The 13,692-nt window shown below is 32.7% G+C and carries 10 protein-coding genes; 7 read left to right on the forward strand and 3 right to left on the reverse strand.

Annotated elements, in window-relative coordinates:
• Nucleotides 1–4: 4 nt before the first annotated feature.
• The gene (locus V6624_RS09420; protein WP_338841626.1) at nt 5–3,061 is read right to left on the reverse strand and encodes a TonB-dependent receptor; all 3,057 of its coding nucleotides are present in this window, start codon (nt 3,059–3,061) and stop codon (nt 5–7) included.
• Nucleotides 3,062–3,633: 572 nt separating this feature from the next.
• On the opposite strand from V6624_RS09420, the gene V6624_RS09425 reads away from it, so the two are divergent.
• A complete protein-coding gene (locus tag V6624_RS09425) occupies nt 3,634–4,323 on the forward strand; it encodes an NUDIX hydrolase (RefSeq protein ID WP_111284486.1) in 690 nt (229 codons plus the stop codon).
• Between the two features lie 11 nt (nt 4,324–4,334).
• On the opposite strand, the gene V6624_RS09430 is transcribed toward V6624_RS09425, so the two are convergent.
• Nucleotides 4,335–5,333 (reverse strand): GntR family transcriptional regulator, encoded by a 999-nt coding sequence (locus tag V6624_RS09430; protein WP_111284526.1) that lies wholly within the window; start codon nt 5,331–5,333, stop codon nt 4,335–4,337.
• Between the two features lie 162 nt (nt 5,334–5,495).
• Between V6624_RS09430 and V6624_RS09435 the strand changes: the two genes are divergently transcribed.
• The 6 genes from V6624_RS09435 to V6624_RS09460 all read left to right on the forward strand — a co-directional run bounded on the left by V6624_RS09435 (nt 5,496) and on the right by V6624_RS09460 (nt 12,787).
• Nucleotides 5,496–6,488, forward strand: coding sequence for an aldose epimerase family protein (locus V6624_RS09435; protein ID WP_422389336.1), 993 nt, complete (start codon nt 5,496–5,498; stop codon nt 6,486–6,488).
• A gap of 101 nt (nt 6,489–6,589) precedes the next feature.
• Nucleotides 6,590–7,750 carry a galactokinase gene (galK, locus tag V6624_RS09440; protein WP_338841628.1) on the forward strand — a complete coding sequence of 387 codons (1,161 nt, stop codon included), beginning with the start codon at nt 6,590–6,592 and terminating at the stop codon, nt 7,748–7,750.
• Nucleotides 7,751–7,767: 17 nt separating this feature from the next.
• Entirely contained in the window at nt 7,768–8,826 is a 1,059-nt protein-coding gene (locus V6624_RS09445; RefSeq protein WP_111284480.1) for a UDP-glucose--hexose-1-phosphate uridylyltransferase, read from the forward strand.
• 252 nt (nt 8,827–9,078) lie between these two features.
• Nucleotides 9,079–10,764: a sodium/sugar symporter gene (locus tag V6624_RS09450; protein ID WP_111284479.1), complete on the forward strand. Its 1,686-nt coding sequence runs from the start codon at nt 9,079–9,081 to the stop codon at nt 10,762–10,764.
• 269 nt (nt 10,765–11,033) lie between these two features.
• Nucleotides 11,034–11,813 (forward strand): SDR family oxidoreductase, encoded by a 780-nt coding sequence (locus V6624_RS09455; protein WP_338841629.1) that lies wholly within the window; start codon nt 11,034–11,036, stop codon nt 11,811–11,813.
• A gap of 158 nt (nt 11,814–11,971) precedes the next feature.
• On the forward strand, nt 11,972–12,787 hold the full coding sequence (locus V6624_RS09460; protein WP_338841630.1) for a hypothetical protein: 816 nt from the start codon (nt 11,972–11,974) through the stop codon (nt 12,785–12,787).
• On the opposite strand, the gene V6624_RS09465 is transcribed toward V6624_RS09460, so the two are convergent.
• Nucleotides 12,784–13,665, reverse strand: a complete 882-nt coding sequence (locus V6624_RS09465) for an AraC family transcriptional regulator (RefSeq protein ID WP_338841631.1) — start codon at nt 13,663–13,665, stop codon at nt 12,784–12,786. The genes V6624_RS09460 and V6624_RS09465 overlap by 4 nt on opposite strands.
• Between the last annotated feature and the right edge of the window lie 27 nt (nt 13,666–13,692).

Genomic DNA, 13,692 nt, shown 5'->3' on the forward strand with positions numbered 1-13,692 from the left:
CTGGTTAGAAGCTCACTTCTACTCCTAAAGAAATTGTTCTTGGATTTGGAAAAGATCCTGCATCATATCCTCTTGAAAGTAATCCGTCGCTGTTAAAATCAGGATCGTATCCTTTGTATTTCGAAATAATCAACAGGTTTTGACCATTTAGGTAAACCTTAGCTTTTTCAATAAATTTATCTTTTATTGGAATGTTGTAACCAATTTCCATTGTTTGCAGCTTAACATAATCTCCGCTTTCAATAAATCTGCTTGATTCTCTAGCATTTCCATTTGGATCTCCAATAACTGGAGCAGGAACATTTGTATTTGTATTTGTCGGTGTCCAATAATTTAATTCGTCTGTATGATGGTTTGTATATTGTCCGATCATTAAATTGCGGTACATAGCGTTGAATACTTTGTTACCACCGGCACCTTGCCAGAACATTGAGAAATCAAAATTTTGATAAGAAGCACTGAAATTTAATCCGAAACCATATTTAGGAATTGTTACACCTTGAAAAGTTCTATCTGCATCTGTTATAGCTCCGTCACCATTTACATCTCTAAATTTCACATCTCCTGGAGCCGCATTTGTTTGTGTTGGAGAAGAAGCAACTTCAGCTGCATTTTGGAAAATTCCAATCGCTTCCCAAGCAAATAATTCACCAACAGATCTTCCTACTTCTGTTTTAGAATATACTCCATAAATTGGATTTCCGTTTACACCAATTTTAGTAACTTCATTTTTCAGCGTTCCAAAGTTTGCAGAGATATCATATTTAAATTTATGATGATGATTACTATAGGCAGCTGTAAACTCTACCCCTGTGTTTTTCATTGCTCCTGCATTTGTAGTAATATTTGCTGGAAATGCTCCTGTAGAATATGGAATTGGAACTCCTAACAATAAATCGTCTGATTTCTTTATAAAGTATTCTGCTGTAAATTGTAAATCATTATTTAAGAAACCTAATTCGATACCAACATTTGAGTTAGTAGATTTTTCCCAGTGTACATTTGGATCTAGCGCTGCTACTACAGTTGTTCCTGGAGCTAACTCATTATTAAAATCGTACCCCGCAAAACTATTTACTGTTGAAGCAAAGAAATACTGAGGAATTGTATTGTTACCAATTGTACCATAACCACCACGAAGTTTAATATTACTTACCCATTCTGGTAAATGAATGAACTTTTCGTTGCTGATTCTCCATCCTCCTGAAAAAGAGTAAAAATTTGCTGAGTTATTAATTTCACTGAAAAGAGACGTTTTATCTTGTCTGAAATTTCCTTGAAGCAAATATCTGTCATCATAAGAATAGTTTAATCTACTGATGTAAGATACTCCTGTAATAGTAAATTTATATTCTGATGCGTTTCTAGAATCAGCATATTGAAGCATTGGAATTTCGTCTGGAGTATAACCTACACCTCTCATATTATATCTATGATAATCTCTCTTTTCCTGAATCAAACCTGCAAGCGCATCAATTTTATGTTTTCCAAGTGTAATTTCGTAAGTTAATAAGTTATTCAAAAACGTTCTTAACTCATTTCCAGTTTCAACATCCAAAGATGCTTCGTCATTAGTAGTAATATAATACCATCCTAAATCACTTGGCGGAATAAACTTTCTGTTTTCCCAATCCGTTCTATCATAACTTACGTCCAATTTGTATTTAAGACCTTTTACGATTTCTATTTCTCCCCAAACATCTCCAATAAAACGGTTTCTTTTTCCATTATTATCAATCAGATTGTTGTATCCAATTGGGTTCATTGAAATCGCTTTTTGAGTTAAGTTGTCTGTACCTCCATAACCTCCAAGTCTATTTGCATCATAAACAGGCATCGTTGGAATAGCTCCTAAAATGTCACTTACAACCGTTTGACCTGCATTATACTCATTAAAGATTTCTTTATCAGATTGTGTATAAGCTATTTTTGCACCATATTTAAATTTCCCTTTTTTTCCATTTAAATTTAAGTTCGTTGACAATCTCTCATAGTCCTGAGGCGTTTTGATGTAGCTTGTATTTTTAAAATAATCAACATTAAAACTATACGCAATACTTTCTGCGCCACCAGTAAAAGTCAAAGCCTGATTTTGCACAACACCAGTCTGGAAAGATTCTTTCTGCCAATCTGTATTTACATTTGAAATATAGTATGGACTATTAGGATCATTCCCTGGAGCAATATTTACAGCAACACCCGCTCTAATATCTCTATTTCTTTCTGCCTCGCTAGTGATTTTTTGATAACCAACACGATCTGTAACATCCCATTTTTTAGCGACATTTTGTAAACCTACGATAGACTTGAATTTAATATCCATTTTACCGGCCTTACCTTTTTTAGTCGTAATAATTACTACTCCATTCGCACCACGCACACCATAAATTGCGGCAGACGAAGCATCTTTTAAAACCTGCATAGATTCTATTTCTCCTGGAGCAAAGTCGTATGGAGCATCGACCATAATTCCGTCAATAATAAATAGTGGATTATTATTGGTAAAAGAAGTTATACCTCTAATCTTCACATTAACAAAACCTCCCGGTTCTCCCGAAGACTGCACAGTAACACCTGGAACTTGTCCTTGAAGCATTTTTGCTGCATCATAGGTAACTACTTTTTTAGCCGATTCTAAATTAACGACACTTACAGAACCTGTTAAGTCAGATTTTTTTTGAGTTCCGTAACCAATAACAACTACCTCATTAAGTTTGTTTGTGTCTTCTCCTAAAGCTACATCTATTTTAGATTGGCTTCCTACGGTAACTTCTTTGTTTTGAAATCCTATAAATGAAAAAACTAAAACATCATTTGGAGATGCTTTAATCGAATACTCTCCATCAAAACCAGTTGTAGCAACTGTTTTGGTTCCCTTTATAATAATGTTTACACCCGGCAAAGGCAGATTGTCTTGTGCCGATGTAACAACTCCGCTAATCGTTTTGCCCTGAGCAGACATTTGATTAACAGAAAATAGCAGCATCATTACTGCTAAAATCCAATTTGTTTTTGGCAATACAAAATTGCAATACAAAATTAATTGTTGCTTTGTAATCATAGTGGTTTAATTAAGATTGGTTAGTGGTTGAATTAATAAGTGTTAATCTTACATTTGTAAATTTAAATAAAAAAAAAGCATGAAAACAAATTAATATCACAAAAAAAAGTCTGAAAAAAAACACATATCATAAATTAAGTGTTGAATTAACATTTAAAATTCAATGTTTTTTGCAAAAAAGAAGGGGTTTTATATGATTTAATTGTGTAAAAAATACACTTTTTACAAAAAAGCGCTGTTTTAATCAAAAAATGATGAGAAGAAAAAAAAGCATAAATAATCTGTTTTTTAATGATTTGAATTCTAAAAAATTATATTTTTGTAGGTAAAAGATTGTTTAATTTTGTGAATTTTTATATAATTATTCGATCTTTTTTCAAAAAACTATCCTGATCTACCCTGTTTTTGTATTAAAAAATTCTTAAAAAACAGAAATGAATGTTATTTTTATGTAAAAAGTCATTTTTTTAACTCTATTTTTGAGCAGTTATTTATGTAAGTGTGAAATCTACATTAATAAATTATGAAACGTTTTAGGAAGTTTATATATTTACCATCCAAATTAATTACATATGTTAAATAGTTATAGCTCTGCTGATAAAGTTTTACTGGCGGTTGACTGCATCATTTTTGGATTCGACAATGAGGGTCTGAAAATACTTTTAATCCAAAGAGATTTTGAACCAGAAAAAGGAAAATGGTCTTTGATTGGAGGATTTCTTAAACGAGATGAAGTTTTAGATAGTGCTGCTACAAGAATCTTAAACACTTATACCGGTCTGAATGATATTTATATGGAACAGCTGTATGCTTACAGCGAAATCGATCGTGACCCCGTAGAAAGAACCATTTCGGTTTCTTATTTTGCATTGATCAATATCGAAAACCATAATGCAGAATTAATTCAAAATTATCACGCAGAATGGTTTCCTATTAATGATGCTCCACACTTAATTTTTGACCATAACGAAATGGTGCAAAATGCAATTAAGAGACTTCGATACAAAACTTCTGTCAAACCAATTGGTTTTGAATTGCTTCCAGAGAAATTCACCATGCGTCAGCTTTTAGAATTGTATGAAGCGATTTTGAGCAAAGAATTGGACAAAAGAAATTTCATCAGCAAAATTAATTCTTTAGGTATTTTGAATAAACTAGACGAAAAAGACATGCAATCTTCTCGAAAAGGTTCTTACTTATATACCTTTAATAAAGAGAAATACGAAGAAAAATTACTAAATGATTTTGTGCTCAATTTGTAATTGACAACTAATCATAAAGAATTCCTAACTATCAGAGCAGATCTATTTTCGATCTGCTCTTTTGTTCCTTTCAAAACCATATCTGCCAAAATTTTCCCCATCAATTCAAAATTGGTTGAAATGGTTGTAATTCCATTTGCCGCAATTTTTTTCAACGGCGTTTCATTATAGGATATAATTCCAAAATCTTCTCCTAGTTTTAAATTTCTATTTAAGGCATTTTCAATCACCAAAAGCAAATCACGATCATGAGGAATAATATACAAATCACCAATCGCGATAGATTGGTTGCTGAAATCTGAAATAATTTCATAACCAAAACCATATTCTTCGCAAAAAGATTCAAAACCCGTTTTCATTCCTAGCGGCTCTCTAAAACCAGCAAAAATCAAAATCAGTTTCTTGTATTTTGACAATCTTTTTTTTCCTTTCATCAATCCTTCAAAAATATCTTTTTGGTGATTTTGATAAATTGCGGGAAACATTTTTAACTCCGGATTGGTTTGATCCAAAATAATTACATCACCTACTGGTAGGGTTTTTATAGAATCTACGACATCGTTTAAGTTCGTCGGCATGATAATGTATTTTGTATAATTTCCGTTGCTGTCATTTATCAGTTTTTTGAAAACCTGAACATTAAAATGATGAAAGAAAATATCGACCTGAACATTTTTTCCTATGTTTCTTAAAAACGAATTATAAATGTCTTCTTTGAAAATATTTAATTCGTCAAAAAGTAGAAAAATCTTCTGAGTTATAGTGATTTCAACGCTTTTAACATAATATCCTTTGCCCGGAATAGCATAAATAATTCCTCTTTTCTTGAGTTCGTCATAGGCTAATAAGACCGTATCTCGAGATAAAGAAAAGGCTAGACAAACTTTATTTACCGACGGAAGACGATCACCTTTGATCAAATTTCCTTCTTCAATCGCTTTTTCTATTGAAAGAATAATCTGCTTATATTTTGGCAGACCAATATTATTTTGAATTGAAATAATGCTCATAATAAAAGTCATTTTGACTATAATAATTAAAAACTGGTAGGTACTGGTATGCAAAAGTAATAAATGTTTCTATTTTTGGATTTCATTATTGGTAAAAATTATATGGAAATAAAACACATATCGCATTTAAAAGAGACTCACAATTGCAAATTGTTTGGTCTAATGCCTAATAAGGAAGAAATTTTCTCTTTTGATTTAGTTAATAAAAATGGAATGAAAGTTCAGATCATCAATTATGGTGCAACTGTAACTTCAATCCAAATTCCTTTAAATGGAAAACTTGTAGATGTTGTTTTGGGCTTTGATAATCTGGAAGCTTATTTAGAATCTTATAATTTGCCAAGTGCTCCTTATTTTGGAACTACTGTTGGTCGTTACGCTGGACGTATCCATAATGCAACTTTTAGTCTTAACGACAAAAAATTTCAGCTTGGCGGAAACAATAATGGCAATACGCTTCACGGAGGAGATATGGGATTTGGAAGAAAAGCTTGGAGCGTTGTTAATGCAATTTCTGGCGAAAATCCTTCTATTACTTTTGGTCTTTTGAGCGAGCATTTAGACGAAAATTTCCCTGGCGAAATGACTGTTTATTTGACGTATACTTTGACTGAGGAAAATGAATTAAAATTAGAATATAAAGCTACCTCAACAGAAGATACGATTATCAATTTGACGCATCATAGTTATTTTAACCTTGATGGACACGACGGAAATGTTTTAGAACAGCAGATGTTTATCAAATCGGCTAAAATGCTGGAAACAAATGCAGACAATATTCCAACTGGAAATTTCACGGATTTAAATAATCATGATTTTGATTTTAGAACTCCAAAAAACTGTCCGTTTCCAATTGACAACTCTTTTGTTGTGAATTCTAAAACTGAAATTGTTGGACAATTAATCAGCTTAAAAAATAAACTGAGAATGAATATTTACACCGATCAGCCAAGTGTACATATATATGTAGGCGGAAATTGTTTCGGAAAATTAAAAGGAAAAGAAAATGTAGATTATAATGCACAAAGCGGAATTTGTTTTGAAACACAAAATTTCCCAGATGCTCCAAATCACGCTCATTTTCCGAATGCCGTTTTGAAAAAAAGCGAAGAATACACGCAAAAAACACTTTATAAATTTGAAAGTTTAGATTAATACAATAAACATTTGATGAGATAAAATAAAATAGTTTCATCCAGCAAATAAAATCACTCACAATAATAAATCTTAAAAACCACAATACAACTAACTATATAATGAATGATATTTTAATACAAAACACCGTTGCTTTTTTTGAGAAATCTTTTGGTTCTTCTCCTCAAAAAACGGTACTTTCTCCAGGTAGAATTAACATTATCGGAGAGCATGTTGACTACAATGACGGTTATGTTTTGCCTGCTGCAATTGACAAAGTAATTTGTTTTGCTTTTGAAAAAAACAACACTAAAACTTCTAAAATAATCGCCATCGATTTAAATGAAGAATTTGAAATCGATTTGACTCAAGAAGTAAAATTGAGCGATGTAGTTTGGACCAATTATATTCGTGGCGTAATCAAACAATTGCAAGATAACGGATTTTCGTTTGAAGGTTTCAATTGCGTTTTCAGCAGTAATATTCCGGTTGGTTCTGGATTGTCTTCGTCTGCAGCTTTAGAATGCGGAATGATTTTCGGAATCAAATCTCTTTTCGATTTAAAAATTGAAAAAGTTGACATTTCATTATTAGGACAAAAAGCAGAACACTGGGTTGGTATCAACTGCGGAATTATGGATCAATTTTCTAGCGTTCATGGTCTTGAAAATAAAGTGATCAAATTAGACTGCAACACTTTAGATTTTGAATATCACAATGCCGACTTCAAAGATTATTCTCTGATTTTATTTGATTCTAATGTAAAACATTCCCTTTTTACATCAGAATATAATACGAGAAGAATCGAATGTGAAGAAGGTTTATCAATCATAAAAAGTCATTTCCCTGAAATAAAAAGTTTTAGAGATGCTACAGAAGAGCAAGTTCTAAGTCTGAAAGATAAAATGACTGAGAAAGTTTTCGATAGAGTTCATTTTGTGGTAAAAGAAATCAATCGCGTTATCAAAGCCTGTGAAGCTTTAGATAAAGGAAATATCGAACTTTTAGGCGAATTACTTTTTGAAACACATTATGGTTTATCGCAAGAATATGAAGTAAGCTGTGAAGAATTAGATATGCTTGTTGATACGGCAAAAGAAGATGAAGCGATCATTGGTTCAAGACTAATGGGAGGCGGTTTTGGAGGCTGTACTATCAATTTAGTTAAAAAAGGACATGAAAATGAGGTTAAGCGTAAGTTTTCAAAGCTTTATTTAGATACATTTGGAATTGAATTAAAATTCTATGATGTAAAAATCTCGAACGGAACAACGCTACTTTAAAACCACAACACACTACAATGAAAAATTTTGACATTAACGAAGATCCGCACAGACGCTTCAACCCTCTAATTAATGAATGGGTTTTAGTTTCACCTCATCGTGCAAAACGTCCTTGGCAGGGGCAAAATGAAACTATTTCAACAGAAGAACTTCCTAAATACGACCCAACTTGTTATTTATGTCCAGGAAATGTTCGTGCAAACGGAATGAATAACCCGCAATATGAAAGCAGTTTTGTTTTTGAAAATGATTTTGCTGCAATGAAGCAGGACGAAATTATTTTTGAAGATGATATTAAACATACTTTTTTTAAGGCAAAACCAGAGCAAGGAATTTCAAGAGTAGTTTGCTTTTCGCCAAGACACGATCTGACTTTACCAGAAATGGAAATTGCTGATATTGAAAACATCATCAAAACTTGGCAGAAAGAATACACTGATTTAGGTAATATAAAATACATTAATCACGTTCAGATTTTTGAAAACAAAGGAAGCGTTATGGGATGCAGCAACCCGCATCCACACGGACAAATCTGGGCGCAATCTTCGTTACCAACTCAAGTTGAAAAAACACAAAACAGCTTAAAATCATATTTTGATAAAAATCAAAAAACATTATTAGAAGATTATGTTCAAGCTGAGCTAAAAGTTGGTGAGCGTATCGTAATCGAGAATGATCATTTTGTAGCACTTGTTCCATTTTGGGCAATCTGGCCTTATGAAACAATGATTGTGAGCAAAAGAGCAGTAAACAAAATCACCAATTTTACTGCTGACGAAAGTACCGCTTTCGCGAAAATCTTAAAACAGCTAACTACGAAGTATGACAATTTATTTAATACTTCTTTTCCATATTCATCAGGAATTCACCAATCACCAACAGATGGTTTAATTCATCCAGAGTGGCATTTCCATATGCATTTTTATCCACCATTGTTGAGATCAGCAACAGTAAAAAAGTTTATGGTTGGATATGAAATGTTAGGTGAGTCACAACGCGATATTACTCCTGAAAAAAGTGCCGAAATTTTAAGACAGCTTTCAGATGTACACTATAAAAGTCTTGTAAAAGCGTAGCATTTACTCATTTTGAAGAACCTAAAAGTGAAAATTTAACATAATATGCCGTCAATAAATGTAAAAAATACATTTCATGATGGTTGATTTATAAATTTTTATTTTACATTTGGCTCTCTCTTTTATTTTCGCAAAAAAATAACAGAAATAAAACACATCTTGTATTTTTAACAAGATTTGACAACATAAAAACTGATTAAAAAACTAAATAAACAAACAACCTTATAATAATTATTTAAAATACTACTAACAATGAACCAAAACCTCGCTTTCGCAGACTATGCGGTTTTTATTATTTATTTTATTGTAGTCTCTGTCTACGGTTACAGCGTTTACCGCAAACGTAAACAAGACGAACATGATGCTAAAGCTTACTTTTTGGCTGAAGGAAATTTAACTTGGTGGGCAATTGGAGCTTCTCTTATTGCTTCTAACATCTCTGCAGAACAATTCATCGGAATGAGCGGTGAAGGTTTCTTCTTAGGAATCGCAGTTGCTGCTTACGAATGGCTTGCAGCCGTTGCTCTTATTATTGTTGCTGTGTGGTTTATTCCTGTATATCTTAAAAATAAGATTTACACTATGCCACAATTCTTAAAAACACGTTACAACGAATCTACTGCTTTGATTATGGCGGTTTTCTGGTTGTTTTTATACGTTTTTGTAAACTTAACTTCTATTTTATATTTAGGAGCTGTTGCAATTAACGGTCTTGCTGGAGGAGAATACCTTCACGTGATCATGATCGGATTAGCTGTTTTTGCTTTATTTATTTCTCTTGGAGGAATGAAAGTTGTGGCTTACACAGACGTTATTCAGGTTGCTGTATTAATCATTGGAGGTTTAGTAACTTCTTATATAGCTTTGACAACTGTTGGTCAATATTTTGGTGTTGGCGAAAATGCAATTGCAGGTTTCAAAGTTTTGATGAGAGAAGCTCCTGAGCATTTCAAAATGATTATCCCAAAACCAACTGCAACTTCTTCTCAGTTAGAAATCGATAAATATTTAACTTTCCCAGGATTATTATCTTATGCTGCTGGTATCTGGATCATCAACTTGAACTACTGGGGATGTAACCAATACATTACGCAAAGAGCTCTTGGAGCAGATTTACAGACAGCGCGTACAGGAATTTTGTTTGCTGGTATGTTAAAATTATTAATGCCATTAATCGTAATGCTTCCTGGTATTGCTGCTTACGTTTTATACACAAACGGACATTTACCTCAATTAGTTGGAGGAAAAGATGGAGCTTATTCTGCTGTTTTAACATTCCTTCCAACTGGATTAAAAGGTCTTTCTGTTGCGGCTCTTACTGCTGCGATCGTAGCGTCTTTAGCTGGAAAAGTAAACAGTATTTCTACAATTTATACATTAGATGTTCATAAAAAATACATTCAAAAAGAAGCTGGTGAAAAACAACAAGTAAACATAGGGCGTATTGCCGTTTTTGTTGCAATGCTTTTAGCTGTTTTATTTACATGGAATGACATCTTAGGAATTGGTGGCGTTGGAGGATTTACATACATCCAAAAATATACTGGATTCATCAGTCCTGGAGTTTTCGCTATGTTCTTCTTAGGTATGTTCTGGAAAAGAACTACTGGAACAGCGGCAATCGTTGGGGTAATTTTAGGATTCTTATTATCTGTTTTATTCAACGAATACGCTCCAGCTTTATTTGGAAACGACACACTTTTATACACAGCTTACGCTAACGGAAAAGGAGCTTTCGAAATTCCTTTCCACATCTGTATGGGATTATCATTCTTATTCACAATGATCGCGATGATCTTGATAAGTTTTGCTGGACCAAAAGTAAACCCTAAAGCATTCGAGACAGAACCTGGAATGTTCAAAGTACAGCCACAAACAACAGTTTTAATCGTAATTACATTACTGATTATTGTGGCTCTTTATGTTAAGTTCTGGTAATAAATTATCAGTTCTATTCTCTCTATTTTTACAGCTGTTGTTTGTCATGAACAACAGCTGTAAATTTTTAAAAAAGGTTTTAAAATAGAAATAAAAGCCACGAATTAAAATGATTCGCTTTATTTTGTCACCCTGAGCGAAGTCGAAGGGCGCTCCAATTGGACATGGGCTTCGACTTCGCTCAGCCTGACAAAAAGCAGAGTAAAATCATTTTAATCCTTTAATTTCGTAGCAAAAAAAAATCGCAATAAATTATAATAAATAAAATTATGCAGTTATCATTAACCCAAAAAATCATTATCGTTACTGGCGGTGCAAAAGGAATCGGTTTAGGAATCGTTAAAGTCCTAGCCGAAGAAAATGCCATTCCGTTTATCGTTGGACGTAACGAAAATGACAACATCAAAGCCGTAGAAGAATTAAAAGCCCTTGGAAAAGAAGCGCATCAAGTTGCTGCCGATTTAACAAAACCTGAAGACTGCAAAAAAGCCGTTGAAGCCGTAATCGCAAAATTTGGCAGAATTGACGGACTTGTAAACAATGCCGGAGTTAATGACGGTGTTGGATTAGAAAATGGAAATTATGAAGATTTCGCTGCTTCGCTACACAAAAATTTAGTGCATTATTATTTAATGGCGCAGCACGCACTTCCATATTTGAAAGAATCGAAAGGAGCAATTGTAAACATTGGTTCAAAAACTGCCGAAACCGGTCAAGGCGGAACCTCAGCGTATGCTGCTTCAAACGGAGGAAGAAATGCCTTAACCAGAGAATGGGCCGTTGAATTATTAAAATACTGCATTCGTGTAAACGCGGTAATTGTGGCTGAATGTTATACGCCACTTTATGAAACGTGGATCAATACTTTTGAAAATAAAGAAGAAAAATTGGCTGCAATCACCAAAAATATTCCGTTAGAAAACAGAATGACAACAGCTGAAGAAATCGCTAATATGGTGGTTTTCTTGTTATCTGAAAAATCAAGCCATACTACTGGACAGATTATTTATGTAGACGGAGGTTACACTCATTTAGATCGATCAATCTAAAAAACTTTTTGCCACGAATTACGCTAATTTTCTCGAATTATAAATTCGTGGCATTTTTTTACAACAAATTAAAAAACAGGGATTTACCCCCTAAAACCAACGAAGATATTTTTTTATTTTTACTCTAAAATAGATGTAGAATTTAAATCGATATCACCATGAATATTATAAAAATTTCGTTGTTGTTAAATATATTTTTCATCCTTGTTTTAGTATTCGGGACTATTTATATTACGCTGTTAATTAAAAATAAAACCGTTGAAAACGAAGGAATAGATAAAATTATAGACGTATTTAAAATCGCTATTGTTACAACCGTAGCTACGATAATAGTCAACATTGTATCAGATTATTTTAAAGAACGTGATTACGATAAAAGTGAAATGGTCGCGTTTAATGAATACATACCTTATGTCATTGATACAACTGGAACAATAGATAAGAAAATAAATTTTTGTAAATTTTTTGCATCTGTAACCCCAAAAGGAGACTTAAGAGACGGTTGGGAAAAATACACTTCATACTTAGAAGGCGAAAAAGAAAAATTGGTAAATCTAAATGAAACTTCTAAGGCTAAAACACTTTCTATAACGAACAAAAGTGAACTGCCAACAAAAGAAGAATTAGTAAGCCTTGAAACGGATGAAGCTCAAAAACAAAAAATCCTTTCTAACTTAAATGCCGTTGAAAACACATCTTATCTCGTTATTTTGGGAGCCGATCTCACTGTTAAAAGCGCTACTCCAGAATTAGAATGGGCAAAAGAAAACATAAGTTCAAATGCTGTAATTTACAAAAAACGAAATTTTTACACTACGGTAATACCTGTAAATAGTTCTTACCAAGATGCAAAAGATTTAGCTAAAAAAATAAAAACAATTGATCCAAAGAGAGACGCTTATGTAGTTTCATCAAAAACATGGTGCGCTACTACTAAATTTTCTAATGAGGAAAATTGTCTAATATGCAATTAATTGTTTTGGTACTGAATATCTACATTGCTTTTAAACTCCGTTGGCGTTATTCCTTTACACTTTTTAAAAAGCTTATTGAAGTTTGAAGCTGTTTTATAACCGCAATCATAAGCGATTTCAGACATACTTTTGTCGGTTTCTAATAACAATTTACAAGCATTCGAAATCCTGATTTCGTGAAGATAATCTACAAAATTCTTTTTCGTTTTTATCCTGAACATTCTGCAGAAAGAAGTCCGTGTCATATTCGCAACAGTGGCAATTTCTTCTAACGAAATATTCTTCTTGTAATTTTTATTTACATATTGAAAAACTTCTGAAAGCCTATCAACTTTCGAATCTTTCTGCATCAATGAATAAATTTCATCATTGATGTAAATCTTATCCTGACTATCAGAAAGAATAGATAAAATTTCAAAAAGCCCAACAATAACTTCGAAGTCTTTTTTAGAAACCAATTTCTCCAGTTTTTTTGCAATCTGTTTATTGGTCTTTCCTATAATCGAAATTCCTTTTCCTGCCTGAAAAAAAAGTTCGTTGATTTTTTGGGTTTCTTTTAATTCGTAAAAAGTCGGCCCGAAAATATCTTTATGAAAATATACGACAATCGAATTGGCTTTTAAATCTTCAATTCCCTGATAATATTTTTCATCATTTAACCAAACATGCGGAATATCAGAACCTAAAAAAACCATATCTCCAGGTTCAAACGGCATTACCGAATTTCCGATAATTCGCTTTCCAAAACTCTCTTTCACATAAACCAATTCCAATTCTGGATGCGAATGAAAGGGCGCTTGAAAAAACGGTTCAATCCGATTCAGCACCGAAACTTTGGTGTTGAGATAAGACGTTATTTTAGTTTGTTCCAATTTCATACTGCAAAGATAATTAAAGATTATACA

This window comes from Flavobacterium ginsenosidimutans (genome assembly GCF_037478105.1).
Taxonomy (GTDB): domain Bacteria; phylum Bacteroidota; class Bacteroidia; order Flavobacteriales; family Flavobacteriaceae; genus Flavobacterium; species Flavobacterium ginsenosidimutans.

Coding starts and splice junctions, on each gene's coding strand:
- V6624_RS09420 (WP_338841626.1), bottom strand. CDS start 3,061: ATGATTACAAAGCAACAATTAATTTTGTATTGCAATTTTGTATTGCCA.
- V6624_RS09425 (WP_111284486.1), top strand. CDS start 3,634: ATGTTAAATAGTTATAGCTCTGCTGATAAAGTTTTACTGGCGGTTGAC.
- V6624_RS09430 (WP_111284526.1), bottom strand. CDS start 5,333: ATGAGCATTATTTCAATTCAAAATAATATTGGTCTGCCAAAATATAAG.
- V6624_RS09435 (WP_422389336.1), top strand. CDS start 5,496: ATGCCTAATAAGGAAGAAATTTTCTCTTTTGATTTAGTTAATAAAAAT.
- galK (WP_338841628.1), top strand. CDS start 6,590: ATGAATGATATTTTAATACAAAACACCGTTGCTTTTTTTGAGAAATCT.
- V6624_RS09445 (WP_111284480.1), top strand. CDS start 7,768: ATGAAAAATTTTGACATTAACGAAGATCCGCACAGACGCTTCAACCCT.
- V6624_RS09450 (WP_111284479.1), top strand. CDS start 9,079: ATGAACCAAAACCTCGCTTTCGCAGACTATGCGGTTTTTATTATTTAT.
- V6624_RS09455 (WP_338841629.1), top strand. CDS start 11,034: ATGCAGTTATCATTAACCCAAAAAATCATTATCGTTACTGGCGGTGCA.
- V6624_RS09460 (WP_338841630.1), top strand. CDS start 11,972: ATGAATATTATAAAAATTTCGTTGTTGTTAAATATATTTTTCATCCTT.
- V6624_RS09465 (WP_338841631.1), bottom strand. CDS start 13,665: ATGAAATTGGAACAAACTAAAATAACGTCTTATCTCAACACCAAAGTT.